Here is a 24,971-nt window from a genome sequence, read left to right as displayed (position 1 = left end):
CATGCCGGAAACGCTGACGCTGTGGGGGGTGGGGACATCGCGGACGATTCGGGCCCATTGGGCGCTGCACGAATTGGGGCTGGATTATCACTGCAAGCCGATCCTGCCGCGCTCGGGCGAGACCAAGACGCCGGAATACACGTTGCTCAATCCGCGTCAGAAAATACCCCTGCTGCAGGATGGCGACTTCACGATCGGCGAGAGTGCCGCCATCGTCGCCTATCTGGCGCGCCACTATTCCAATCCGAACATCTCTCTTGTCCCGGTCGAGGAGCACGACTTCGCGCGATGGCTGGAGTGGTGCTTCTTCATCGTGGCCGAACTGGACTCGACCAGCCTCTACGTGATGCGCCGCCACGGCCTCAAGGGCCTCGCGCATATCTACGGCCACGCTCCCGATGTGGTCGGCAAGGCCGCGGAGTATTTCCGCCAGCAACTGCGGCACGTCGAAGTCGCGTTGTCGGACGGTCGCCAGTATCTGATGGGCGATCAGTTCACCAGCGCGGATATCCTGCTGACCACCTGTCTGGTGTGGGCCATCGATTACGGCGTCGGGGTCTGCGACGTCGCGACGCCGTATCTCGATCGCGTCACAGCAAGGCCGGCCTACAAGGAGAGCGTCGCGGTCAACACCGTGAAGATCTGAGCGGTGACACGTGTCAGGGCCATCCCTTGCCGCTCAAAGGCAAACGTTGCCGTCGGCTAAGCGAGCCAACGCTTGCGCCTCTTGTAGTGCTTCACATCGCGATATGATTTTCGCTTGTCGCCGGCGATGCCAAGATAGAACTCCTTGACGTCCTCGTTGGCGGCGAGGGCGCGCGCTTCGCCATCCATCACCACGCGGCCGTTCTCGAGGATGTAGCCGTGGCTCGCATATCTGAGCGCCATATTGGTGTTCTGCTCGGCCAGAAGAAACGATACACCTTCCTTGACGTTGAGGTCCTTCACGATGTCAAAGATCTCCTCGACGATTTGGGGCGCGAGGCCCATCGAAGGTTCGTCGAGCAGGATCATCTTCGGGCGCGACATCAGCGCGCGCCCGATCACACACATCTGTTGCTCCCCGCCGGACGTATAGCCGGCGGTGGAACCGCGCCGTTCCTTGAGACGGGGGAAATAGGCATAGACCCGTTCCAGATCCTGCGCGATCGCGAACTTGCCATCCCTGCGCGTGAAGGCGCCGGTCAGGAGATTCTCTTCGACCGTAAGATGAGGGAAGGCGCGCCGCCCCTCCATCACCTGAATGCAGCCGCGTCGCACCACGTCGTTTGGCGACAAGGACTTCACCTCGACGCCGTTGAACAGGATCGAGCCCTTGGTGACCTCGCCGCGCTCTGCGTGCAGCAGATTGGAGATCGCCTTCAGCGTCGTCGTCTTGCCGGCGCCGTTGGCGCCGAGAAGCGCGACAATGCCGCCTCGCGGGACCTCCAGCGAGACGCCCTTCAACACGAGGATGACGTGATCGTAGACAACCTCGATATTGTTGACCGATAGAATCAGAGCTGCCGCTTCCGACGCAGCGGTGACGACCTTGGCGATTGACACGCGCAGACCTCCAAACTGTAGCAGGGGCCGGGATCCGGGAGCAGGCAAACCTGCCTCCCGGATCACTTGCACGGGCTCAGGTTTCCTTCGCGCAGTCGCGCGGCGTGATCTTCTTCTCCGCGGCATACTTCGCGGACACATCGGCCACGAGCGGTTCGATGAGCGATTCGTCGGCCGTGTACCAGTCGGAGATCACTTTCCAACCCTTGCCGTCCCATTGCTGGACGCGCCCGTAGCGCGCGCCCTCGTGGTCGGAGCAGGAAATGCTGACCGGCTTCAACATCCCCTCAAAGCCGAGTTCCTTGATCCGATCAGCGGTGAGGATGAGGTTCTCAAGCCCCCAACGGACCTGCTCGCCCGTCAGCGGTTTCTTGCCGAACTTTTCCTGCGCCTTGCGGATCGCCTCCACGCCGAGCATGGCGTTCGTCATGCCGCGGTTGTAGAGAACTTCGCCGATCTTGCCAGGTTCTGTCGAACCCTTGCCCTTGGCGTAGACGTACTTCTCTATGTCCGCGTGTGCCGGGAATTTTCCCGCGCCATGCTGCAGCATCAACGATTTGTAACCCGTGGCCTGATCGCCCGCGGGCGTCACATCCGGCTCTGCGCCCGACCACCAAACACCGATCATCTTGTCGCGCGGATAGGCAACGGCCGCTGCTTCCTTGATTGCCGTGCTGTTCATGACGCCCCAGCCCCAGACCAGCACATAGTCCGGCCGATTCTGGCGGATCGCCAGCCATTGCGACTTCTGCTCGACGCCGGGATGCGTGACGGGGATCGGCGTGAACTCAAAGCCGTATTTCTGCGCCAACACCTGCAGCATCGGAATCGGCTCCTTGCCATAGGGGCTGTCGTGATACAGCAGCGAAATCTTCTTGCCTTTCAGCTTGTTGAACCCGCCGAGCTCCTTGGCGGCGTGCTGGATCGCGATATCGGCCGCGGACCAATAAGTGCCGAGCAACGGAAAATTATACGCGAACACCGCGCCGTTCTTGGAATCGGCACGGCCGTACCCCATCGTGATGATCGGGATCTTGTCGGTCACGGTCTTTTCAGTGAGCGCGAAGGTGATGCCGGTCGACAGCGGATTGATGAAGGCCGCGCCGGTTGGTCCCTTGCTCTTGAGACGCTCATAGCACTCGACGCCTTTGTCGGTCGCGTAGGCGGTCTCGCACTCCTCGACCAGAAGCTTGACGCCGTTGATGCCGCCGTCGCGCTCGTTGATCAGGTTGTAGTAGTCGGCAACGCCGTTTGCGTAGGGCGCGCCGTTCACGGCGTACGGTCCAGTCCGGTAGGACAGAATTGGAATGAACTGCTCGTTTTGCGCTGCGGCCGGTGCGCTGAACGCCGCGCCGGCCAAGGCGGTCGCCAGTATCAATACACTGCGTGCAATACTTGCCATATTGATATCCTCCTCCTTAAAGCCCCTCTTTTCCGTCTGCGATGCTTCTTTCCTCTCGGTTGTCAGCGGCCGCCATCCACGTTGCGATCGAGGCGCGATCGCTCCTTCAATATGGAAACGGCCAAAGTCGGAGCTTCTCCTTGCCGATCGATATCAGCCGGGCGAAGCCATGGGGTTCCTTGATCAGCAGATAACAGATCAGGGATCCGAAGATGATGAACTGGAGGTGAGTGATCGTTTGCGTCGACAGTGGCAGGCCGAGTTCGGTTGGAATCACATTCAGCATGATCGGCACGATGAGGATGAAAGCCGCCCCGATGAACGAGCCCATGATCGATCCGAGCCCGCCGATGATGACCATGAACAAAAGCTCCAGCGAGCGGTCGATCGAGAACGCAAGCGGCTCCCATGAACCGAGGTAGACGAACGCCCAGAGCGCACCCGCCACCCCGATGATGAATGAAGAGACCGCGAAGGCTGTGAGCTTGGCATAGAGCGGCCGGATGCCGATCAGTTCGGCGGCGATATCCATGTCGCGGATCGCCATCCACTGCCTGCCGAGATTGCCGCGAACGAGATTCTTCGCCAACACCGCCATCACGGTCACGAAGAGCAGACACAGCAAGTAGCGCTCGACCGGCGTGCGAACGACCATGCCGAAGAAATCCAGCGCCGGTGCATTGACCGATCCCGACGGAGCGTAGTTGGTGAACCACGGAATTCGCAGGAACGCCCAATCGAAGAAGAACTGCGCGGCGAGCGTTGCGACCGCCAGGTAGAGACCCTTGATCCGCAGACTGGGAATGCCGAACAGGATTCCGGCACCCGCCGCCGTGAACCCGCCAAGCAGAATGGATGCCAGCACGGGCAACGGCGGCATCGAGATCGCGAAGCCAAGCCAGGCAAGCGGGATATGAACGCCGGTCGCCAGCTTGTAGGCGGAATAGGCGCCGATGGCCATGAACGCGCCGCTGCCGAGCGAAATCTGGCCGCAATAGCCGACAAGTATGTTCGTGCCGATGGCGGCGAGCGCCAGGATAAGGAAGGGCAGCAAGATCGCCCACAACAGATAGTCGGTGCGGAACGGCCAGATACGGAAGGTGGCCAACAGCGGCACGCCAACGAAAGCGATCGCGAGCAAGACGGCGAGCGCAATACGGTCCTGACGGATCGGAAAGATCGCCATGTCCTCCGCGTAGCTCGTCTTGAACTGGCCGGCCTCGCGATAAAGCACGACGAACTCCTTGTCTCAGATACGTTCGATGATCCGCTCGCCGAACAGCCCCTGCGGCCGCACGAGCAGCACCGCCAACGCCAACACAAACGCAAACCAATATTCGATACCGCCACCGATGGATGGCCCTAGATACGCCTCGGCAAGCTTCTCGCCCGCCCCCACGATGAGCCCGCCGACGATGGCTCCCGGAATCGAGGTGAGGCCTCCGATGATCAGAACCGGAAGCGCCTTCAGGGCGAGAAAAGTGATGGAGAACTGCACGCCGAGCTTGGTCCCCCACACGGTCGCCGCGACCAGCGCAACGAGGCCGGCGGCAAGCCAGACGACGAACCAGATCCAACTGATCGGGATACCGACTGAATGCGCGGCCAAATGGTCGTCGGCCACGGCCCTGAGTGCGCGACCGGTCTTGGTGCGCTGAAAGAAAATTGCGAGGCCGGCGACCAGGACGCCTGCGATCAACGCGCCCCAGACGTCCAGCTTGTTGACCAGAATCCCACCCGGGAACAAGCCTTCAAACAAGAACCAGGCGTCGGTCGGGAACAGCCGCAACGGGTAGACATCCGATCCGAAGATCATCTCCGCGGCGCCCTCGATGACGAATGTCACGCCGATCGTCGACATGAACAGCGTCAGGCCGTCCTGGTTGACCAGAGGTCCGATCACGAACCGCTCGATGAGCCAGGCCGTTGCCGCCATGATCACGGCGGCAAACCCGACAGCGAGGACGACCGCGACCCAAAGCGGAAAGCCGTTGGCGACCAGGAGGTCGAGGGAGCGAACCAACGCCAATCCCGCGAGCAATACCATTGCTCCCTGAGCATAATTGAATACGCCGGATGCCTTGAAGATCAGCACGAAGCCGAGCGCGACCAGCGAATAGAGCACGCCGGACATCAATCCGCCGATAAGGACCTCGAGAAACTGACCCAGTGCGATCATGGACGCACCTCAATGCGCGACGCCAAGATATGCGTCGATGACGGCTTGACTTCTCTTGACTTCATCAGGCGTGCCGTCGGCGATCTTTACGCCGTGATCAAGCACCGCTACGCGATCCGACAGATCCATGACCACGGCCATGTCGTGCTCGATCAAGGCGATGGTCGTGCCGTAATGGTTGTTCACATCAGTGATGAACCGCGACATGTCCTCCTTCTCCTCGAGGTTCATGCCTGCCATCGGCTCGTCGAGGAGAAGAAGGTCGGGCTCCATCGCGAGAGCGCGACCGAGTTCGACACGCTTCTGCAAGCCGTATGGCAAACGCCCAACCGGTACCTTGCGGATTGTCTCGATCTCCAGAAAGTCGATGATCTCCTCGACCTTGCGCCGATGCTCGACCTCCTCCGCGAGGGCAGGGCCATAACGCAGCACCTGCCACAACAGCCCCCGGCGCACCTTCAGGCTGCGGCCTGCCATGATGTTGTCGAGCGCGCTCATGCCCTTGAACAGGGCGACATTCTGAAAGGTGCGCGCGATGCCGCCGCGTGCTGCCTCGAAAGGCTGCATTCTGGCCCGTGTGCGCCCCTTGAAGGTGATGGCGCCATGGTTGGGATGATAGAAGCCGTTGACGACGTTCAGCATCGAGGTTTTGCCGGCGCCGTTGGGGCCGATGATGGCTCGAATTTCACCCTTTCTGACGTTGAACGAAACGTCCCGCAGCGCCTTGACGCCGCCGAAGGCCAGTGCCACGCCCTCGACCTGGAGCAGGATTTCGTTGGTGTCCGGCGCTCTCATGCTGCTCGTCCCAGCGATTCTGTCGGACCGATGACTTGCATGTCGCGCACCTTGACCCGTGCCGCGATCGTACCTTTGCGACCATCCTCCAACGTGACCTCGGTGGAAATGTCGGCCTCCTGCGAGCCGTTGTAGAGCGCCGTGACCAGCGGCGCATAGCGCTCGGCAATGAACCGGCGGCGCACCTTCTGCGTGCGGGTCAATTCACCGTCATCCGCGTCGAGCTCTTTGTGCAGGATGAGGAAGCGGCGAACCTGCGCGCCCGCCAGCACCGTTTCCTTTGCAAGCGAGCGGTTCACCTCGGCAACGTGATTCGCGACCATGTCGTAGACCAGCGGATGCCCGGCCAGTTCCTGATACGACCCGTAGGCGACGTTGTTGCGTTCCGCCCAATTCGCGACGGCGACCGGGTCGATGTTGAGCATCGCGCAAACAAAATCTCGGGAGTCACCGAAAGTGACCGCTTCCTTGATATTTGGATAGAACTTCAGTCTGTTCTCGAGATACTTCGGGGCAAACATCGTGCCGTCCGCCAGCCGACCGACGTCCTTCGCACGATCGATGATCTTCAGATGCCCGGTCTTCTCGTCGAAAAAGCCTGCATCACCAGTCCTGACGTATCCGTCGGACGACATAGCTTCCGCGGTCTTTGCCTGATCCTTGAAATATCCGAGGAACATGCCGGGCGAGCGAAACTGCACTTCGCCCGATTCCGCTATGCGAATGTCAACATTGGGCGCCGGCGGACCAACCGTATCCGAGTAGATCTCGCCATCGGGCTGGCACGTTACATAGAGGAACGCTTCGGTCTGGCCGTAGAGCTGCTTCAGGTTCAGACCGATCGAGCGGTAGAACGCGAACAGTTCCGGACCGATAGCTTCACCTCCAGTGTATGCAATGCGCACCAGAGAGAGGCCAAGAACGTTCTTGAGAGGCTCGTAGACCAGCCAACGTCCGAGCGCATAGAGCAATCGGCCTGACAGCGGCACCGGACGTCCCGTCAAGACTGGCTCGCCATACCGCCGCGCGACGTCCAGAAAGTAGCTGAACAATCGCCGCTTGATCGGCGCCGCGTCCTCCATCCGGACCATCAGCCGCGTCAGCATGGCCTCAAAACCGCGTGGTGGGGCTAAGTAGAAGGTTGGTCCGATCTCACGCCGATCCTGCTCAATCGTGTCGCCGCTCTCGGGACACGCCATGCAGAATCCAGCCACGAGGCCTTGCACGTAGCTGACGTAATGATCGCCGGCCCAGGCCAGCGGCAGATAGGCGAGCACCACGTCCCTGTCGGTCAGTCTGTCGAACCGCGTGGTGTCGGTCGCAGCATCGATGCAGCCTCGCGAGGACAGCATGACTCCCTTCGGCGCGCCGGTCGTTCCCGAAGTGTAGAGGATGACTGCGATGTCCGAACCGTTGCCCGCCTGCACGTATTCATCGATCCGTTCGCCAAGCGCCATGTCAGCCGCAAGCGCTACGCGGCCGTCTTCGATGACATCACCGATTGCGATCAGTCGACCGTCATCATAGCCATCAAGGCCGCGCGGCTCGTCATAGACGATCTTGTCGAGTTGCGGCAATCGATCGGACACCGACAGGATCTTGTCGACCTGCTCCTGGTCTTGCGCCGCGACCAGCTTCGCCTCGGCGTGGGCGAGCACAAAAGCAAGTTCGTCGGCCACTGCATCAGCGTAAACCGGAACGGGAATCGCGCGCAGCACCTGCGCTGCCATCATGGTCCAGTAGAGCTTCGGCCGATTGGAGCCAACGACCGCGATTATCTCACCCTGCCGCAAACCAAGCCGATGCAGACCCGCGGCATAGGCACGGACGATCCCGGCAACTTGAGCCCAGGTCCAGCTCTGCCAGATGCCAAGATCCTTGTGCCGAAACGCCGGACGCGTGCCTAACTGCGCTGCATTCCGCAGCAGCAATTTGGGGAACGTGTCAAACGATCCGCCACCGGCCATGTCGGTCTCGATCCCAAAAACCGGCGCGTTGGTTCGCCCCTGCTTATGGTGACGCCGGCCCGTTTCGGGCAGCAGCCATGCGAGTTCCGCATGCTCCAAGATGACAGCGGATCGGGAGTCCTACAAGTGCCAGATTGACCGATCATCCGCGGGGCAGTCCTCCGGCAGGGCGGACTGGCCGCCATTCCAGAAGCGAATCTTGCAGCCAACCAATCAAGAACGTTTCTGCCACCAGGCTAATCGGCTCAGAAGGGGTAGCCCCAATGCCCGGCGAGTCTTTGACGGGCTGAGCGCGAGAACAGACGCTACGTCGTTCGATCTGCGAGCCTCAGGTCAATAGAATCAAGCCCCGTCGTCGGGCCGCGACGCGATAGGACAGGCTTGCTGCCATCTACCCTACGCTCGTCCAACTCGCTCGATAAGGGTATGCTGCGCATCAGTGAGCCCGCGTCCCGGTCCGTTTTGGACCGCCGACGTCGCATCGCGGCGTCAGGCCGTACCGGCCATGCAGTCCGCGCCAGAGGGCACTCAAGAGCTTGCGCATCGAACGTCCCTCTCGACATCAGGATAGCGTGATCCTGCGGAGGTCGCCGGCGAAATGACAGAGCCATTTCTGGGCAGGCCTGCGCAGTTTTTGAGCAAGCGGCCATCGCGTCGGAGCGACCCGCGCCAAAAAATCTTATGAGATTCAAATACCGGCGCTGTGGCACGTGTCGTGCATCACAGGCATTGAGTTGGCCGCTAGGGTTCCGACCTTGGGAGACAAGGTGCTGGTCCGAGAGCAGCCGCTTGCGGGGGAGACATTCCCGCAGGTGCACGGCGGGATAAAAGCCCGGGAGACCTCGTTAGCCAAGGGATTGGCGGAGCGATGGTCTTTTCGCCAGTCCCTTTTTGTGAAGTTTCGCAAGAGGGATCGGCAATGCACAAATTCAGTTTCTTCCTCCGCTCTGTTGTCGTCGGCTGCGCAGTTGCGCTCGCGGCCGTATCAGGCGCCGACGCCGCGCCGAAGAAAAGCTTCAAGGTCGCCTGGTCGATCTATGTCGGGTGGATGCCGTGGGGCTATGCGGCCGACACCGGCATCGTCAAGAAGTGGGCCGACAAATACGGCATCGCGATCGAGGTCAAGCAGTTCAACGACTACGTCGAATCGATCAACCAGTACACCGCCGGCGGCTATGACGCCGTCACCATCACCAACATGGACGCGCTGTCGATTCCCGCCGCCGGCGGCGTCGATACCACCGCGGTCGTGATGGGCGATTTCTCCAACGGCAACGACGCCGTGATCCTCAAGAACAAGCCGGACCTCGCGGCGATCAAGGGGCAGACCGTCAACCTGGTCGAGTTCTCGGTGTCGCATTATCTGCTGGCGCGCGCGCTCGAGACCAGCAAGCTGAGCGAGAAGGACGTCAAGGTCATCAACACCTCCGATGCCGACATCGCGGCGGCCTACAAGACACCTGATGTCACTGCAGTCGTGACCTGGAATCCGATTGTGACCGAAGTCCTTGGCTCGCCCGACGCCAAGAAGGTGTTCGACTCCTCGCAGATCCCCGGCGAGATCATGGACCTGATGGTGGTGAACACGGCGGTCGCCAAGGACAATCCCGACTTCGCCAAGGCGCTGGTCGGCATCTGGTACGAGACGATCTCCAAAATGACCGCGAACGATCCCGCGGCGAAGGCCGCCAAGGAGGCGATGGCCAAGGCCTCCGGCACCGATCTCGCCGGTTTCGACAGCCAGCTCTCGACCACCAAACTGTTCGACAAGGCACCGATGCCGAAGCTTTTACGCGCAGCAAGACGGTTGGGGCGACCATGGACCGGGTGCGCAAGTTCCTGTTCGAGAAGGATCTGCTCGGCAAGGGTGCGAAATCGGCCGACGCCGTCGGCATCGAGCTCGCCGACAAGTCGGTGCTGGGCGACAAGTCGAACGTCAAGCTGCGCTTCGACCCGACCTACATGGACGAAGCCGCCAAGGGCAAGCTCTGACGCCAGGCTCTGACGTATCGCCCGCCTCAGGCAGGAGCCGACCATGCGACTTGTGAACATACGGCCGGGACGGCAGACGCGATTCTATCTGCTCGCGCTGCCGTTCCTGTTGGTCGCAATCGCCTACTTCGCCGGCTCCAGCGCGCGGCTCGCGCAAAACCCGAACGACAAGCTGCTGCCGGCGCTGCCCAACATGGTGCAGGCCGTCAAGCAGATGGCGTTCGAGGTCGACCCGCGCACCGGCAGCTATCTGATGGCCTCCGACACCGTCGCCAGCCTGGGGCGGTTGGGGTCGGCGCTGGCGATCTCGACGGTGGCGGCGCTGGTGCTCGGCATCGTGATCGGGCTGTTGCCGGGCGCTAACGCCCTGCTCGGGCCGTTCGTGTCGGTGACCTCGATGGTGCCGCCACTGGCATTGCTGCCGATCCTGTTCATCGTGATGGGATTGGGTGAGAACTCGAAGATCGCGCTGATCGTGATCGGGACGCTGCCCTGCATGATCCGCGACCTCGCGATGAAGGTGCAGGAGCTGCCGCGCGAGCAGATCGTCAAGGCGCAGACGCTCGGCGCCTCGACCTGGCAGATCGCGCTGCGCGTCGCGGTGCCGCAAACCCTGCCGCGGCTGATCGACGTGTTGCGGCTGCAGCTCGGGCCGGCGTGGTTATTCCTGATCGCGGCCGAGGCGATCGCCTCGGATTCCGGGCTCGGCTACCGGATCTTCCTGGTGCGCCGCTATCTCGCGATGGATGTCATCATTCCCTACGTCGCCTGGATCACGCTGCTGGCGTTCCTGATCGATGTCGGCCTGCGCGTCATGCAACGCAGGCTGTTTCCCTGGTTTGCCTCGGTGAGGGCGGAATGAGTGCGATCCGTTTCGACGACGTCTGGAAGGAATATGGCGACCACATCGTGTTGGAGCGCATCACGATGGAGGTCGAGCCGCGCGCCTTCATTGCGCTGGTGGGCCCGTCCGGCTGCGGCAAGACCACGCTGCTCCGTATGCTGCTCGGCGAGGAGCAGCCGAGCCGCGGCCAGATCCTGGTCGACGGCAAGCCGCTGCCCGGCGAGCCGGACGCCGATCGCGGCGTGGTGTTTCAGCGCTACTCGGTGTTTCCGCATCTGACCGTGTTGCAGAACGTCATGCTCGGCCGCGAATTGCGCGACGCCAAATTCACCGCCCGGCTGTTCGGCGCCGCGCGCCGCGCCGCCGCCGATGATGCCATGAAACTGCTTGCCGAGGTCGGGCTCGCCGGCCAGGAGAACAAATATCCCTCCGCGCTGTCGGGTGGCATGCAGCAACGCCTCGCGCTGGCGCAGGCGATCATGCGCGAGCCAAGAATCCTGCTGCTCGACGAGCCGTTCGGCGCGCTCGATCCGGGAATCCGCGCCGACATCCATGTTTTGATGAAGCGGCTCTGGAACGAGACCCATCTGACCGTCGTGATGGTGACGCACGACCTCAGTGAAGCGTTCGGGCTCGCAACGCGCGTGATCGCGCTGGAGCGGCAGCGCAACCGCCCTGAGGAGCGCGACCGCTATGGCGCCACCGTGTCGCGCGATCTCGAGATCTTTCCACGCCGCAGCGCCGAGCTGCGGTCATCAGTTCAACCAGCTCCGATCGGGACGACCCGGTCAGGCAAGGAGCATCAGCCGGGACGGCCCGGCGCTCTCGTCTTGAAGGAGCAACCATGATCCTCACAGAGGAACAGAAGGCCGAGGTCGCGGCGCATACCCGACGCTACAACGAGCTGAAGGCGGCGGGGCAGGAGCACGCGCCGCGCGCGCTGCCACAGCCGACCTCGCGCGACGCCGCGCCGATCGCCGCCGACACGGTCATTCACCGGGAAACCATTCCGGCCGGCTGGTACTGGACCACGCGGCTGAACCGCGGCGAGGCGCTGCGCATCGTGAACTCGTCAGGGATCTCCACCGTCAGCCTGCTCGCCTGGAACAGCGCCGATCCGATCGAGCGGCTCAACCATGCCGACACCATCAAGGTGCAGTGGGCGGCGCGGCTGCAGAAGGGGCGGGTGCTGCTGTCGGACATGGGGCGCGCGTTGCTCGGCATCACCGAGGACACCAGCGCCGCGCATGATGCCGTGGTCGGCGGCTCGACCGCGGCGACCAACCAGGCGAAGTACGGCGACGGCAATTTCCGCAACACCCGCGACAATTTCATCCTGGCCGCCGCCAAGCTCGGGCTCGATCGCCGCGACGTGCATCCCTGCGTCAGCTTCTTTGCACCGGTCGCCATCGACGCGGAAGGCAAGTTTGTCTGGTCCGGCGCGCGCCGGCAAAAGGGCGATTTCGTCGATTTGCGTGCGGAGATGGATCTCTTGATCGCGCTGTCGAACTGTCCGCATCCGCTCGATCCGGCGGCAACCTATCCGCAAGCGAGCGTGGAGGTCGTGCGCTACCGCGCCGGTGCGCCCGCGGCCGACGATCTGTGCCGCACCGCGACCGCGGAGGCGATCCGTGCCTTTGAGAACAATGCGCTGTATTTCGGCCAGACCTTGGAAGGAGCCGTGCGATGACCACGCAATCCGCTCGCTCCGCCGGCCGCATCGTTCTCGACGCCGAAATTCCCGCCCGCAAGCCGTGGTCGGCTGTCATCCGCAAGGGACAGACGCTGCGGATTGTGGACACCCATGGCCAGCAGGCGGTCGACACGCTGTTCTATCGTGCCGACGACTATCAGGAGCGCTACAGCGGCCAGGATACGCTGCGTGCACAGGGCTCGGCCTATGTCGGGCTCGGCACCAGGATCATGTCCAATGAAGGCCGCGTGATGCTGCGCGTCACGGCGGATAGCTGCGGCCTGCACGACACGTCGGCGGGCGCCTGCTCCTGCGAGAGCAACACGGTGCGGTTCGGACACCAGACCCGCTACCAGCACGCCTGCCGCGAGAACTTCGTGCTGGAGGCCGCGAAATACGGCATGTCGAAGCGCGACATCGTGCCGAACCTGAACTTCTTCATGAACGTGCCGATCGATCCCGCGGGCAATTTCACCGTGGTCGACGGCGTCTCCAAGCCGGGCGACGCCATCGAGCTGGTGGCCGAGATGGACGTGCTGTGCCTGATCTCGAACTGTCCCCAGATCAACAATCCCTGCAACGGCTTTTTCCCGACGGCGGTGCAAGTCACGATCTTCGATGCCACGATCTTCGAGCCGGAGGCGTGAGGCATGTTCAGCAAGGTTTTGATTGCCAACCGCGGCGAGATCGCCGGGCGGATCGGCAAAACATTGCACCGCATGGGCATTGGCTCGGTCGCGGTCTATTCCGACGCCGACCGCTTCACGCGGCCGGTGCTCGACGCCGGTGAGGCGGTGCGGATCGGCCCGGCGCCGGCGGCCGAGAGCTATCTCAACGTCGACGCGATCATGGCGGCCTGTCTTGCGACCGGCGCAGAGGCGGTGCATCCCGGATACGGCTTCCTGTCGGAGAATCGCCGCTTTGCCGAGCGGCTCGCCGAGCACGGCATCAAGTTCATCGGGCCCCGGCCTGAGCATCTCGACGCCTTCGGCCTCAAGCACAAGGCACGCGAGATCGCCGAGCGCAGCGGCGTGCCGCTGCTGCCGGGCTCCGGCCTGCTCGAGACCATCGATGAGGCGGTGCAGCAGGCTGACGTGATCGGCTTTCCCGTGATGCTGAAGAGCACGGCGGGCGGCGGCGGCATCGGCATGCAGCTCTGCCACGACATGGCGACGCTGCGTGAGAGATTCGAATCGGTGCAACGCACGGCGCGGGCAAGCTTCGGCGACGCGCGGGTCTATCTCGAGCGGTTCGTCGCCCGTGCGCGCCACATCGAGGTGCAGATCTTCGGCAACGGCAAGGGAGACGTTGTGGCGCTGGGCGAACGCGATTGCTCGCTGCAGCGGCGCAACCAGAAAGTCTTTGAGGAGACCCCTGCGCCGGGGCTTTCAGCAGACATCCGGCGGCGGCTGCATGCGGCGGCGGTCTCGCTCGGCAAGGCGGTCGCTTACGAATCCGCCGGCACGGTGGAGTTCATCTACGACGTCGAGCGCGAGGACTTTTACTTCCTCGAGGTGAACACCCGTCTTCAGGTCGAGCACCCCGTCACCGAGCAGGTCTATGGCGTCGATCTGGTCGAATGGATGATCCGGCAGGCGGCCGGCGAGGATGTGCTGGGCCAGGCCGGCGCGCTCACGCCGAAAGGCGCGGCGATCGAGGTGCGGCTCTATGCCGAGAATCCGGGCGCCGGCTTCCGCCCGAGCGCGGGCCGGCTGACGCAGGTCAGCTTCTCGCCGGATGCGCGGATCGACGGCTGGATCGAGACCGGCACGGAAGTGTCGCCGTTCTACGATCCGATGCTGGCCAAGATCATCGTGTCGGCCGAGACCCGCGAGGCCGCGATCGCGAAGCTGACGCAGGCACTCGATGACACGGTCGTGGCCGGCATCGAGACCAATCTCGCCTATCTGCGGGCGATCGCGGCGTCGGACGTGTTCCGCAGCGGGCAGGTCGCGACCAGCGTGCTCGGCGCGTTCGCCTATCGTCCCCGCACCATCGACGTCGTCGCGCCCGGCGCGCAGAGCGGGGTGCAGGAATTGCCCGGCCGGCTGCATCTCTGGCATGTCGGCGTGCCGCCGAGCGGCCCAATGGACGAGCGGTCGTTCCGCCTCGCCAACCGCGTCGTCGGCAACCCGGAGACGACGACCGCGCTGGAGCTGACGGTCAACGGCCCGACTTTGCGCTTCAACACCGATGCGATCGTCGCGCTGTCGGGCGCTCAAATGAAGGCATCGCTCGACGGCGCCGAGGTTGCGTATCACGAGCCGGTCACGGTGCGCGCCGGCCAGACGCTCGTCATCGGCAGCATTCGGGGGGCGGGCCAGCGCAGCTATCTTGCCGTGCGTGGCGGCATCGACGTGCCGGAGATTCTCGGATCGCGCGCGGTGTTTGCGCTCGGTGCTTTCGGCGGCCATGCGACGGGGTCGCTGAAGGCCGGCGACGTGCTGCATATCGGTGCCGAGACGCCGAGCCTTGCAGCCCCGCGACGCGCAGAGGAAAGCGAGCGGCCGGAGCTCGCGTCAGCATGGCAGATCGGCGTGCTCTATGGCCCGCACGGTGCGCCGGACTTCTTCCTCGACGAGGACATCGAGACGCTGTTTGCGGCGAGCTACGAGGTGCATTTCAACAGCGCGCGCACCGGCGTCCGGCTGATCGGTCCGAAGCCGCGCTGGGCCCGCGCCGATGGCGGCGAGGCCGGGCTGCATCCGTCGAACATTCATGACAATGCCTATGCGGTCGGCTCGATCGACTTCACCGGCGACATGCCGATCATTCTCGGCCCCGACGGACCGAGCCTCGGCGGCTTCGTCTGTCCGGCGGTCGTTGCGCGCGACGAGCTCTGGAAGATTGGCCAGCTCAGGCCCGGCGACACCGTCCGCTTCGTGCCGGTGAAACGCGACGATCCGGTTGCCGGACCCACGGTGCTGCGGGCGCCCGAGCTTGGCTCGGCGGTGGTCAGACGCAATGACGATGGCCCGATCCCGGTGGTCTATCGCCGCGCCGGTGACGACAATCTGCTGGTCGAATATGGCCCGATGGAGCTCGACATCGCGCTGCGGCTGCGCGTGCACGTGCTGGCGCAGGCGCTGGAGGCGGAAAAACTCGGTGGCCTGATCGATCTGACGCCGGGCATCCGCTCGCTGCAGATCCATTATGACGGCACGGCGCTGTCGCGGCAAAAGCTGCTCGACATGCTCAGGCGGATCGAGCGCGAGTTGCCGCCGGTCGACGCCATGCGGGTGCCGAGCCGCACCGTGCATCTGCCGCTGTCGTGGCGCGATCCGCAGGCCGAGCTTGCGATGCGCAAGTATCAGGAGCTGGTGCGTGCGGATGCGCCGTGGTGTCCCTCGAATGTCGAGTTCATCCGCCGCATCAACGGGCTCGGCAGCGAGGACGACGTCCGCCGCATCGTGTTCGATGCGGATTATTTCGTGCTCGGCCTCGGTGACGTCTATCTCGGCGCGCCGGTGGCGACGCCGCTCGACCCGCGGCATCGGCTGGTGACCACCAAGTACAATCCGGCGCGGACCTGGACGCCGGAGAACGCGGTCGGGATCGGCGGCGCCTATATGTGCATCTACGGCATGGAAGGGCCGGGCGGCTACCAGCTGTTCGGCCGCACCGTCCAGGTCTGGAACAGCTGGCGCACGACGCGGGTGTTCGAGCCCGGCCATCCCTGGCTGCTGCGGTTCTTCGACAAGATCCGCTTCTTCCCGGTCGATGCCGACGAGCTGCTCGACGCCCGCGCCGCGTTTCCGCACGGCCAATACGACATCAGGATCGAAGAAGGCGAGTTCTCCTACGCCGACTATGCGAAATCCCTGGCCGCGGCGCGCCCATCGATCGCGGCGTTCAAGGCAACCCAGCAGGCCGCATTCGACGCCGAGCGCCAGCGCTGGCGCGAGATGAAGCTCGACGAGGCGCCGGCGGACTCGATCGATGCAGGTGTCGCCGCGACGGGTATTCCCGACGGTCAGATCGGCGCCTTCTCTGAAGTGCCCGGCAACATCTGGAAGATCCTGGTCGAGGAGGACGCCGAGGTTGCCGCCGGCGACGTGCTTGCCATCATCGAGTCGATGAAGATGGAGATTAGCGTGCTCTCGCCCGCAGCGGGCCGGATTGCATCGGTGCCGGTGAAGCCCGGGCAGACGCTGCGCGCCGGAGATGTGGTCGCGTTGATCTGGCCGGGTTAGGTGGGTACGCCTGCTGTGCTATTCCTCGGGACCGGCCGGCGGGGGCGAGCGGAGGCGGCGGCTCGACGTCTTTCTCAAGCCGCCGCCAGCCCTTATAATCATACTCGCCATCCCATCGATGGACTGGCCACCAACAGGCGGTGCAGCGAAAGACCCCTCTGGCGGCAGCGCGAACCTGCACGGCCTCGTAAACAAACTTGCAAGCCTCGCAGGTAAACGCCACAGTGCTTGAAGCTTCGGCTTTTAGCGGCGCCAACTCCGGACTATCGGGGAAAGTGGTTGAAGAGGCGTCACTCGCAATAGGTGGGGGCGGGCGCTGAGAGACATCCGGTTCGACTGCGGCATCTGTATGAGTCGCCATTGACGCATTGTGCTTTAACAGCCGATCGATCTTCATCCTTACGCGGCGTGCCGCCAGCAATCCTAAAACCGCCTGGACCTTGCCCGCGAAGTTGCGATCGCCGATGAAGAACGAGTAATGCCAAGTGCCCGGAGTCCCGGCTTCGGTGATCAGGTAATGGATTGATCGATGAGTTCCGCTCTGTTGAGCACGTCCTTGTCCGCCCACGACCTAGCTCATATGGCCGCTCGTACTGGCGTCAATCATCCGTTCCACCTGAAGTTTTTCCCGATCCATGACCGCGCCCATCATAAGTTCACCCTTGCGCGGGCCCGGTTGGAGCCAACTGCCGTCGGTTCAAGGCAGAAATGGAACGGCCGCGAAGCAATCGGCTAGATGATTTGCCTCCCCAACGTCTTGTGATCCTGGGTCATTTGATTGCGAGATCTTGTCAGGCTGGATGCCTCGAACGGATCGGCTTGTTTGACATAGGTCAAAATGCGGTGCTCGAAGCCCTCGACGTTTGGCGATAACACAGTTCGGTGCCGGATGAAGATCGCCAAACGCCTTGCAAGCACCTTGCCATCGATACCAAGCTCTGCCGGGGGCATAGCGCGTCTCGCATGTGCCCGAATGCGGGATGCACAAATTGAGCTGGCTCCGATCGTGTCAGCCGCAGGCCTGACGATCGACGATGTTGAAGACCGCAAGCGCCGCATCGACGCGCGAGCACAGATAAGACTGCTTGAGCTAGCTGCCAGGGAATTGCAGGACGACTGCTTTGGTTTCCATTTGGCTCAAGGCTTCGAACTGGGGGAGATCGGGCTTTTGTACTACGTCATGGCTTCATCGGAGCACCTCGGTGACGCCCTGCAAATTGGGGGACGTTACTGCGCGATCAACAACGAGGGGGTGCGGCTACGGTCGTCTCTGGAGCGCGGATTCGCCATTAGATTCGAATATGTCAACATCGACAGGTCGTCAGATCGCCACCATGCGGAATTCTGGCTGATTACGCTTCTTCGTATCTGCCGCGCGCTGACTGACGGCAGGCTGGCCCCAAAGCAAATCAAACTGAAGCACTACAGACGAGAAACACCCTTGGATGTCCGATCTCTCGTCGGATGCGACATCGAATTCGCAGCCGACAGGGATGAGATGCTGTTTCCTTCCCAGATCGCCGCGTTACCCTCCGTGGGAGCCGATTTGCATCTCAACAAGATACTGCTTCAATATGCCGACGAAGCGCTGAGCAACCGGGCATCTAGACGGACCAGCGTGCGGTCTCGGGTCGAAGACCAGATCGCCCAGCTGCCACCGCACGGCGAAGCCAACGCTGAGGAAGTCGCGCGCCGTCTTGGCATGAGCCGGAGTACTCTCGCTCGGGCCCTGTCGTCTGAGAGTGTGGGCTTTTCGAATGTCCTAGGAGCCCGTCCAGATATGTTTTCGTGACGGGCATTTGTTGTAGAGTAGCAGGCTCAGGCTGCGTTTGCGAGGTTGAACAGCTTGAGGAGGTTATGGACGGTGCAGATCATTGTCCACTCGGCGCGCACTTTCTCGATGCCCCGCAACAGGAACTGGCGGAAGCCTCTTGCCTGTTTGATCTGCCCGAACACCGGCTCCACCACTTGCTTTCGCAATCGGTAGGGTGTTTCGAAGCCGCCATCGTCGATCTTCTTTCGCATGGCCTGTGTCAGCGGGCCGCCGACTTTTCCGTTCGCTACTGTCGGGTGCTTGGCGCGTCCGGGCGCGACATAGCCATCGATGCTGCGTGTGTCGAGCGCTTCGAGATTGGCTTCGCTGCAGTAGCCGGAATCCGCTGAGGCCTGCCGCGGCTTGCGGCCAAGATTGCTCTCGATGGCCTCGATCAGGGGCACCAACTGGCCCTGATCGCTGCCGTGCTGGGTCAGTTCTTGCGCGACAATGATCTGGGCATGTGCATCGACGGCCGCCTGGGCATTATAGGCCTGAACGAAGCCATCCTTCGACTTCATGATGCGGCTTTCCGGATCGGTGAAGTTGCGTTGCGCCTTGGGATTGGGTTCCTCCGATGGCAGCGCCGCCGGTTTGCCCGGCTTCTTGCGGCCTTCGGCCTGGCGCTGCTGTTCCTTTTCGGCCTCGATGCGGCGCTCTTCCTCCGCCGCCAGTTTGGCGTCCGCTTCCAGCGCCGCCATCGCTTGCTGGATCTTCGCCAGCCGTTTCTGCTTGTCGACGGTCCAGTCCGGCAGTTCGTCGCTGTTGCCGAAAGTCTCATCCTCCGAGGCATCCGCCGCCTCGGCGGCCGCCAGCATGCGAGCGACCTCGGCCTTCAATTCCGCCTCGCGCTTCTTCATGCGCTCATAACTCATCGCCTTGTGTTTCGACGCGTTCGCCTTGATCTTCGTACCATCCAGCGCGACATGACCGAGCTTGACCAGCCCGGCCGTCTCGCACAACTTCAGAACCTGCACGAATAGCGCGCCGAGCGCCTTCAAATGTCGCTTGCGAAAGTCGCTGATCGTCCGAAAATCCGGCGCATCCAGCGCCACGATCATCACAAAATCGTTCCGCTCCCGGCAGGCCTTGGCAATCCGACGCGACGAATACAGCCCACTCGCATAGCTATGCAGCAGCAGCGCCACCATCATCCGCGGATCAAACGGCGGCTGCCCAAGCCCGCTCACATAGCTGCCCATGATCTCCCTGAGATCGAGGCTCTCCCGCACCAGATCAACCATAAACCGCGAGACATGGCCTTTCGGCACGAAGTCCTGCACATTCGGCGGCAGAAGCAGCGTCTGATCGATGTTCCAAGGCCGAAAATACTTGCTCATCGCCCAATGTTGAATCAGACCCGACCAGATTTGAACAGCGACTATCCAGACAAGCTCCTAGTCTGACTGAGTCACAAAACCGCCGGCCAGAATCAGCGATGGATGAAGCACGGACCATCAGTCGAGAGGCCGACATGAGCGGGCGTGGCACCAAGACGAGCGAGAAGCGATTTGCGACGTATTTGGAAGGGCTTGCCAGTGTCATCGGTCATGCTGATCGGAAGGCGCCGCTGCGCGACTATTGCGTCGGCCTGATGGCCTGTGGCGGTCGCAAGAGCGTGGAGTCGATGGCGGCGGTGACAGCTCCGGAACGGACGGCCGCCCAGCATCAATCGCTGCTGCATTTCGTCGGCAGCGGCGCCTGGTCGGATGAGAAGGTGCTGGGCAAGGTACGTGAGATGGTCCTGCCGGCGATTGAACGCCAGGGCCCCATCGAAGCCTGGATCATCGACGATACCGGATTTCCCAAGCAGGGCCGACATTCAGTTGGAGTTGCACGGCAATATTGCGGGCAGCTCGGCAAGCAGGATAATTGTCAGGTGGCGGTGTCACTGTCGATTGCCAACCACCACGCCAGCCTGCCTGTCGCTTATCGCCTTTATCTTCCGAAGGAATGGACTGAGGACTGCGATCGGCGGCGCAAGGTGGGCATTCCTGCCGAAGTTGGCTTCCGGACCAAGCCGGAGATCGCGCTGGAGCAGTTGCGGTGGGCCTGCGCGAGCGGCCTTCCACGCGGTGTCGTACTGATGGACGCGGGCTATGGCAATAACAGCGACCTGCGCACGGAGATCACGGCGCTGGGATTGACCTATGTGGCGGGTCTTCTGTCGAGCACAACGGTATGGGCGCCCGGTACCGGTCCCTTGCCGCCGAAGCCATGGTCGGGCCGCGGCCGTCCACCGAAACTGATGCGCCGCAACCGTCAGCATCAGCCGGCCGCCGTCAAGGCGCTCGCGATCGGCCTGCCGGACAAAGCTTGGCGCACCATCACGTGGCGGCAAGGAACGAACGAAAAGCTGACCTCGCGCTTTGCCCGCGTGCGGGTCCGTGCCGCGCATCGTGATTATTGGCAAACCACCCGGCGATTGGAGGAATGGTTGCTGATCGAATGGCCAAAAGGCGAGGACCAGCCTACCAAATACTGGCTCTCGACATTGCCGGAGGATGTGGCATTCCGGACTCTCGTTGAGACGGCTAAATTGCGCTGGCGCATCGAACGCGACTATCAGGAACTCAAGCAGGAGGTCGGGCTCGGCCACTTCGAGGGACGCGGCTGGCGCGGCTTTCATCATCACGCAACAATGTGCATCGCAGCCTACGGATTCCTGATCTCCGAGCGGGAGACGATTCCCCCCTCAGGCACTCGGCACGCCCGGCCGATCCTGCTCGATCGCATTCCCGCAGATTACAGACCCCGCGGATTTGCCGCTGCGGACCCAACGTCACATTCCAAATTCGATCGCGACGATGCGACGGCGCCTCGAACATGGGCTCGTCCGAACGCTGTCGAGATGTCCTTGTTGTGCGATCAAGTTCGACCACTAGACAGATCATCGTTTGTGACGCAGTAGGACTAGGACGTGATGAGATTAGGTTGGATAGCAACCACGAAGACGCTGCGCTCCCTCTCCCCGTTCTTAACGGGGAGAGGGTTGGGGTGAGGGGCCGTCTCCGCGTATTCGGCGATAGCTGCGCTTGCGGAGGCTCCCCCTCACCCGGAACGCATCTAACGATGCGTTCAGAGCTGGCTCCGCAAATTCGGACAGTAGCTTGAGTGGATTTTCTGCCTGACAGCGGCGAGGATTCTTGCCGCGAATCAGGAGCGAAGATGACGAAGAAGAGCCGCCGGATGCATTCTCCGGCATTCAAGGCGAAGGTTGCTTTGGCTGCGGTCAAAGGCGACAAGACGCTGGCGGAGCTGGCGCAACTGTTTGATGTTCATCCGAACCAGATCACGATCTGGAAAAACCAGCTCCTGGAAGGCGCCGCCGGCGTGTTTGGGCATGACAAGGCGTCGGCCGAGACGCCGGTCGATTTGAAGGCGTTACATGCCAAGATCGGCGAGCTGGCGTTGGAAAACGATTTTTTGTCCGGCGCGCTCACCAAGGCGGGCCTGCTGAGCGCAAAGCGATGATCGACCGCGGTCATGATCTTTCTATCGTGCGCCAGGCGAAGGTCCTGAAGCTGGCTCGCAGCACGGTCTACTATGAACCTCGGCCAGTTTCGGCCGAGGACCTTGCCTTGATGCGTCGGCTCGATGAGCTGCATCTCGATTATCCCTTCGCGGGAGCGCGTATGCAGCGATCGTTGCTGCGGCGGGAGGGCGTATACGCCGGTCGCCGCCACATCGCGACGCTGATGAAGCGCATGGGGATCGAGGCGGTCTATCGTCGCCCGAACACGAGTAAGCCGGCACCGGGTCACAAGATCTACCCGTACCTGTTGCGCGGATTGAAGATCGAGCGGCCCGACCAGGCGTGGGCAATGGACATCACCTACATTCCGATGCGGCGTGGCTTCGTCTATCTCGCGGCGGTCGTCGATGTGTTCAGCCGACGGGTCCTGGCCCATCGCGTCTCGATCACAATGGAGGCGGCCTTCTGCGTCGAAGCGGTCCAGGAGGCGTTGGCGAAGCACGGCAGGCCCGAGATTTTCAACACGGACCAGGGCAGCCAGTTCACCAGCCTCGAGTTCACCGATGTGCTGCTGGACGCGAAGATCGCCATCAGCATGGACGGCAAGGGCGCCTGGCGCGACAACGTGTTTGTCGAGCGGCTCTGGCGCACGGTCAAATACGAAGAAGTTTATCTCCGCGCCTACGACAGCGTGTCCGAGGCGCGAGCGTCAATTGCCAAGTATCTGGCCTTCTACAATCAGGGACGCCCTCACTCGAGCCTTGACGGGCGCACGCCCGACGAGGCTTACTTCGGCACGCAAGCTATGGTGATGGCCGCATGACCGTCGCCGACGATTTTGTCGTCGCTCTGGTCGGGCTACGCCCTCCCGACGCAACGACAAAATCGTAAGGCCCCGCGTTCAGCATAACCCGGCAGGAATCCACTTAAATCCCGCGGGGCGCTGTCCAAACAACCGGCGCCAGCTCTTTCCGACCTCTCCCCGCACGCGGGGCGAGGTGGAGTCCGTTGCTCGATTTGAAGTAAACTCATCTTGCCCTAGCACTTCGCCGTTGATTGGACGCTGTCGGCACCCCGGTGTAGACATGTCGCATGACGGCGCAAGCCAACTTCGAAGCGATTGCCGGGGAGGTCATTGCCTCCCTGAACAATCATTCCCAGATCCCGACATTCTCCTCGCGGCCTGGCGGCATCACGCTTGGCCGGCGGCATTCCCCTCGAAGACATCACCGTTCGGTTTGGCTGACCGCGCGTCGCGCCAGGCGGGGATGGTCATGTGATTATCTAAGCTTAGCACGTCAGCGCCACGACCGCCGGGGTGCGCCATCATTGCCATTGCATCTTGAGACCCGGCCGGCTTACCGCTACCAGTGCAATTCGGAAGCGATGCCAGGCGCATCGGAAAAGGAACGTTTCTCATGGCAAACACGACGGCAGAGCTTGAAGGGCTCCTGATGCAGCGGTCGCTGACAGATCCGCAGCTTTTGGCGGCGGCGGAAGCGGCGTCGGATTTCCGGATCCTGCCGGATGCGACCGTGATCAAGATCGGCGGCCAGAGCGTCATCGACCGCGGCCGCGCCGCCGTCTATCCGCTGGTCGACGAGATCGTCGCGGCCCGCAAGGCCCACAAGCTCCTGATCGGGACCGGCGCGGGCACCCGCGCCCGGCATCTCTATTCGATCGCGGCCGGGCTTCGCCTGCCGGCCGGCGTGCTGTCGCAACTCGGCGCCTCGGTCGCCGATCAGAACGCCGTGATGCTGGGGCAGCTGCTTGCCAAGCACGGCATCTCCGCGGTCAGCGGCGCCGGGCTATCGGCCGTGCCGCTCTATCTAGCCGAGGTGAATGCGGTGATCTTCAGCGGCATGCCGCCTTATGGCTTGTGGATGCGCCCCGCACCCGAAGGCATGATCCCGCCGTACCGCACCGACGCCGGATGCTTCCTGGTCGCCGAGCAGTTCGGCTGCAAGGCGATGATCTATGTGAAGGACGAGAACGGCCTCTTTACCGCGAACCCCAAGACCTCGAAGGGCGCCACCTTCATTCCGAAAATCTCGGTCGCGGAGATGAAGGCGAAGGGATTGCAGGATTCGATCCTCGAATTCCCGGTGCTCGATCTGCTCGCCGCCGCACGCCATGTCCGCGAGGTGCAGGTCGTCAATGGCCTTGTCCCCGGCAATCTCACCCGCGCGCTCGCGGGCGAGCATGTCGGCACCATCATCACCGCGAGCCGAGAGAGACACGACCATGGATGATACCACCAAGCACGTCGCCTCGCCGCTCGCGCGCCAGACCCTGCTCGACAGCGATCTTACCCGTCCCGTTGCCGGCGGACGCCCTATACCCCTGCTGCCCTGGGTGCAGGTGGTGAAGATCGGCGGCCGCTCGATCATGGATCGCGGCCATGAAGCGATCCTGCCGATCGTCGACGAGCTGCGCTCGCTGTTGCCGGAGCACCGCCTCTTGATCCTGACCGGCGCCGGCATCCGCGCCCGCCACCTCTACAGCGTCGGCCTCGACCTCGGTCTGCCGGTCGGCTCGCTCGCGCCGCTCGCGGCGAGCGAGGCCGGCCAGAACGGTCATATCCTGGCCTGCCTGCTCGCGCCGGAAGGCGTCTCCTATATCGAGCACCCGACCATCGCGAGCCAGCTTGCGATCCACCTCTCCGCGGCCCGCGCGGTGGTGGGCAGCGGCTTTCCGCCCTATCACCATCACGAATTTCCGGACTCGCGCATCCCGCTGCATCGGGCCGACACCGGTGCATTCCTGCTCGCCGATGCGCTCGGCGCGGCCGGCCTCACCATCGTCGAGGACGTCGACGGCGTGTACACCGACGATCCCAACGGTCCCGACGGCAAGAAGGCGCAGCTGCTGCGCGAGACCAGCGTCGCCGATCTTGCCAAGCTGAAGGGCACGCTGCCGTTCGATCCCGCGCTGCTCGAGGTGATGAAGAACGCCCGCCATATCGAGCGCGTGCAGGTCGTGAACGGCCTCGTTCCCGGCCAGCTCACCGCGGCGCTGCGCGGCCAGCATGTCGGGTCGATCATCCGCACCGGCGCGCGTCCGGCCTGACGCC

19 protein-coding genes, 1 pseudogene and 1 riboswitch are annotated in these 24,971 nt (G+C 62.9%); of the genes and pseudogenes, 12 read left to right on the top strand and 8 right to left on the bottom strand.

Translation table 11 applies throughout. The annotated features are described in order from the left end of the window. Position 1: 1 nt before the first annotated feature. Positions 2 to 646: a glutathione S-transferase family protein gene (locus tag HAP54_RS04250; protein WP_029079390.1), complete on the top strand. Its 645-nt coding sequence runs from the start codon at positions 2 to 4 to the stop codon at positions 644 to 646. A gap of 56 nt (positions 647 to 702) precedes the next feature. Here the strand turns inward: HAP54_RS04250 and HAP54_RS04245 are convergent, their stop codons facing one another. From HAP54_RS04245 to HAP54_RS04220, 6 genes are all read right to left on the bottom strand, one after another. Continuing rightward, positions 703 to 1,545 (bottom strand): ABC transporter ATP-binding protein, encoded by an 843-nt coding sequence (locus HAP54_RS04245; RefSeq protein WP_166298867.1) that lies wholly within the window; start codon positions 1,543 to 1,545, stop codon positions 703 to 705. 76 nt (positions 1,546 to 1,621) lie between these two features. After that, positions 1,622 to 2,947, bottom strand: coding sequence for an ABC transporter substrate-binding protein (locus tag HAP54_RS04240; protein ID WP_166298866.1), 1,326 nt, complete (start codon positions 2,945 to 2,947; stop codon positions 1,622 to 1,624). 106 nt (positions 2,948 to 3,053) lie between these two features. After that, a complete protein-coding gene (locus HAP54_RS04235) occupies positions 3,054 to 4,181 on the bottom strand; it encodes a branched-chain amino acid ABC transporter permease (RefSeq protein ID WP_166298865.1) in 1,128 nt (375 codons plus the stop codon). Between the two features lie 15 nt (positions 4,182 to 4,196). Then, positions 4,197 to 5,126 carry a branched-chain amino acid ABC transporter permease gene (locus tag HAP54_RS04230; protein WP_210297576.1) on the bottom strand — a complete coding sequence of 310 codons (930 nt, stop codon included), beginning with the start codon at positions 5,124 to 5,126 and terminating at the stop codon, positions 4,197 to 4,199. 9 nt (positions 5,127 to 5,135) lie between these two features. Beyond that, complete coding sequence (locus HAP54_RS04225; protein WP_166298864.1) at positions 5,136 to 5,921, bottom strand: ABC transporter ATP-binding protein; 786 nt, start codon at positions 5,919 to 5,921, stop codon at positions 5,136 to 5,138. Further along, positions 5,918 to 7,888: an AMP-binding protein gene (locus tag HAP54_RS04220; protein WP_166307415.1), complete on the bottom strand. Its 1,971-nt coding sequence runs from the start codon at positions 7,886 to 7,888 to the stop codon at positions 5,918 to 5,920. Before HAP54_RS04220 ends, HAP54_RS04225 begins: the two co-directional genes overlap by 4 nt. Positions 7,889 to 8,618: 730 nt before the next feature. Continuing rightward, positions 8,619 to 8,729, top strand: a riboswitch (guanidine-I (ykkC/yxkD leader). A 78-nt stretch (positions 8,730 to 8,807) separates the two neighbouring features. Here HAP54_RS04220 and HAP54_RS04215 point away from each other — a divergent pair. From HAP54_RS04215 to uca, 6 genes and pseudogenes are all read left to right on the top strand, one after another. Further along, positions 8,808 to 9,880, top strand: a pseudogene (locus tag HAP54_RS04215) (putative urea ABC transporter substrate-binding protein). A gap of 43 nt (positions 9,881 to 9,923) precedes the next feature. Beyond that, the gene (locus HAP54_RS04210; protein WP_166298863.1) at positions 9,924 to 10,742 is read left to right on the top strand and encodes an ABC transporter permease; all 819 of its coding nucleotides are present in this window, start codon (positions 9,924 to 9,926) and stop codon (positions 10,740 to 10,742) included. Next, complete coding sequence (locus tag HAP54_RS04205) at positions 10,739 to 11,572, top strand: ABC transporter ATP-binding protein (RefSeq protein WP_166298862.1); 834 nt, start codon at positions 10,739 to 10,741, stop codon at positions 11,570 to 11,572. The genes HAP54_RS04210 and HAP54_RS04205 overlap by 4 nt, the downstream gene beginning before the upstream one ends. After that, positions 11,569 to 12,414 (top strand): urea amidolyase associated protein UAAP1, encoded by an 846-nt coding sequence (locus HAP54_RS04200; protein WP_166298861.1) that lies wholly within the window; start codon positions 11,569 to 11,571, stop codon positions 12,412 to 12,414. Before HAP54_RS04205 ends, HAP54_RS04200 begins: the two co-directional genes overlap by 4 nt. Continuing rightward, entirely contained in the window at positions 12,411 to 13,064 is a 654-nt protein-coding gene (locus HAP54_RS04195; RefSeq protein ID WP_166298860.1) for an urea amidolyase associated protein UAAP2, read from the top strand. Before HAP54_RS04200 ends, HAP54_RS04195 begins: the two co-directional genes overlap by 4 nt. Before the next feature lie 3 nt (positions 13,065 to 13,067). After that, on the top strand, positions 13,068 to 16,610 hold the full coding sequence (uca, locus tag HAP54_RS04190) for an urea carboxylase (protein ID WP_166298859.1): 3,543 nt from the start codon (positions 13,068 to 13,070) through the stop codon (positions 16,608 to 16,610). A gap of 732 nt (positions 16,611 to 17,342) precedes the next feature. On the opposite strand, the gene HAP54_RS04185 is transcribed toward uca, so the two are convergent. After that, positions 17,343 to 17,561: a hypothetical protein gene (locus HAP54_RS04185; RefSeq protein ID WP_166298858.1), complete on the bottom strand. Its 219-nt coding sequence runs from the start codon at positions 17,559 to 17,561 to the stop codon at positions 17,343 to 17,345. A gap of 22 nt (positions 17,562 to 17,583) precedes the next feature. On the opposite strand from HAP54_RS04185, the gene HAP54_RS04180 reads away from it, so the two are divergent. Then, positions 17,584 to 18,402 (top strand): AraC family transcriptional regulator ligand-binding domain-containing protein, encoded by an 819-nt coding sequence (locus HAP54_RS04180; RefSeq protein ID WP_175619361.1) that lies wholly within the window; start codon positions 17,584 to 17,586, stop codon positions 18,400 to 18,402. Positions 18,403 to 18,428: 26 nt separating this feature from the next. Here the strand turns inward: HAP54_RS04180 and HAP54_RS04175 are convergent, their stop codons facing one another. After that, positions 18,429 to 19,763, bottom strand: a complete 1,335-nt coding sequence (locus tag HAP54_RS04175) for an IS1182 family transposase (RefSeq protein ID WP_166202952.1) — start codon at positions 19,761 to 19,763, stop codon at positions 18,429 to 18,431. A gap of 134 nt (positions 19,764 to 19,897) precedes the next feature. On the opposite strand from HAP54_RS04175, the gene HAP54_RS04170 reads away from it, so the two are divergent. The 4 genes from HAP54_RS04170 to HAP54_RS04155 all read left to right on the top strand — a co-directional run bounded on the left by HAP54_RS04170 (position 19,898) and on the right by HAP54_RS04155 (position 24,967). Further along, complete coding sequence (locus HAP54_RS04170; RefSeq protein WP_166307160.1) at positions 19,898 to 21,334, top strand: IS701 family transposase; 1,437 nt, start codon at positions 19,898 to 19,900, stop codon at positions 21,332 to 21,334. Positions 21,335 to 21,591: 257 nt separating this feature from the next. Continuing rightward, positions 21,592 to 22,721, top strand: a protein-coding gene (locus HAP54_RS04165) for an IS3-like element ISRj2 family transposase (RefSeq protein ID WP_166204126.1) whose coding sequence is annotated in 2 segments (ribosomal slippage) — positions 21,592 to 21,844 and positions 21,844 to 22,721 — 1,131 coding nt in all. Because the reading frame shifts where the segments join, the coding sequence is not laid out codon by codon here. 595 nt (positions 22,722 to 23,316) lie between these two features. Then, positions 23,317 to 24,150: a uridine kinase gene (locus tag HAP54_RS04160; protein WP_166298857.1), complete on the top strand. Its 834-nt coding sequence runs from the start codon at positions 23,317 to 23,319 to the stop codon at positions 24,148 to 24,150. Continuing rightward, the gene (locus HAP54_RS04155) at positions 24,143 to 24,967 is read left to right on the top strand and encodes a molybdenum storage protein subunit alpha (RefSeq protein ID WP_166298856.1); all 825 of its coding nucleotides are present in this window, start codon (positions 24,143 to 24,145) and stop codon (positions 24,965 to 24,967) included. Before HAP54_RS04160 ends, HAP54_RS04155 begins: the two co-directional genes overlap by 8 nt. Positions 24,968 to 24,971: the final 4 nt, after the last annotated feature.

The sequence above is a fragment of the Bradyrhizobium sp. 2S1 genome (assembly GCF_011516625.5).
GTDB lineage: Bacteria > Pseudomonadota > Alphaproteobacteria > Rhizobiales > Xanthobacteraceae > Bradyrhizobium > Bradyrhizobium septentrionale.
Note: the sequence above shows the minus strand (reverse complement) of the source record. Positions and strands in the feature narration are given on the sequence as shown.

Bases quoted from the DNA above. Each gene is read 5' to 3' on its own strand.
- HAP54_RS04230 (WP_210297576.1), bottom strand. From the start codon at position 5,126: ATGATCGCACTGGGTCAGTTTCTCGAGGTCCTTATCGGCGGATTGATG.
- HAP54_RS04170 (WP_166307160.1), top strand. From the start codon at position 19,898: ATGAGCGGGCGTGGCACCAAGACGAGCGAGAAGCGATTTGCGACGTAT.
- HAP54_RS04160 (WP_166298857.1), top strand. From the start codon at position 23,317: ATGGCAAACACGACGGCAGAGCTTGAAGGGCTCCTGATGCAGCGGTCG.
- HAP54_RS04210 (WP_166298863.1), top strand. From the start codon at position 9,924: ATGCGACTTGTGAACATACGGCCGGGACGGCAGACGCGATTCTATCTG.
- HAP54_RS04220 (WP_166307415.1), bottom strand. From the start codon at position 7,888: ATGGCCGGTGGCGGATCGTTTGACACGTTCCCCAAATTGCTGCTGCGG.
- HAP54_RS04180 (WP_175619361.1), top strand. From the start codon at position 17,584: ATGCGGGATGCACAAATTGAGCTGGCTCCGATCGTGTCAGCCGCAGGC.
- HAP54_RS04250 (WP_029079390.1), top strand. From the start codon at position 2: ATGCCGGAAACGCTGACGCTGTGGGGGGTGGGGACATCGCGGACGATT.
- HAP54_RS04185 (WP_166298858.1), bottom strand. From the start codon at position 17,561: ATGCCCCCGGCAGAGCTTGGTATCGATGGCAAGGTGCTTGCAAGGCGT.
- HAP54_RS04240 (WP_166298866.1), bottom strand. From the start codon at position 2,947: ATGGCAAGTATTGCACGCAGTGTATTGATACTGGCGACCGCCTTGGCC.
- HAP54_RS04195 (WP_166298860.1), top strand. From the start codon at position 12,411: ATGACCACGCAATCCGCTCGCTCCGCCGGCCGCATCGTTCTCGACGCC.
- HAP54_RS04225 (WP_166298864.1), bottom strand. From the start codon at position 5,921: ATGAGAGCGCCGGACACCAACGAAATCCTGCTCCAGGTCGAGGGCGTG.
- HAP54_RS04205 (WP_166298862.1), top strand. From the start codon at position 10,739: ATGAGTGCGATCCGTTTCGACGACGTCTGGAAGGAATATGGCGACCAC.
- uca (WP_166298859.1), top strand. From the start codon at position 13,068: ATGTTCAGCAAGGTTTTGATTGCCAACCGCGGCGAGATCGCCGGGCGG.
- HAP54_RS04155 (WP_166298856.1), top strand. From the start codon at position 24,143: ATGGATGATACCACCAAGCACGTCGCCTCGCCGCTCGCGCGCCAGACC.
- HAP54_RS04175 (WP_166202952.1), bottom strand. From the start codon at position 19,763: ATGAGCAAGTATTTTCGGCCTTGGAACATCGATCAGACGCTGCTTCTG.
- HAP54_RS04200 (WP_166298861.1), top strand. From the start codon at position 11,569: ATGATCCTCACAGAGGAACAGAAGGCCGAGGTCGCGGCGCATACCCGA.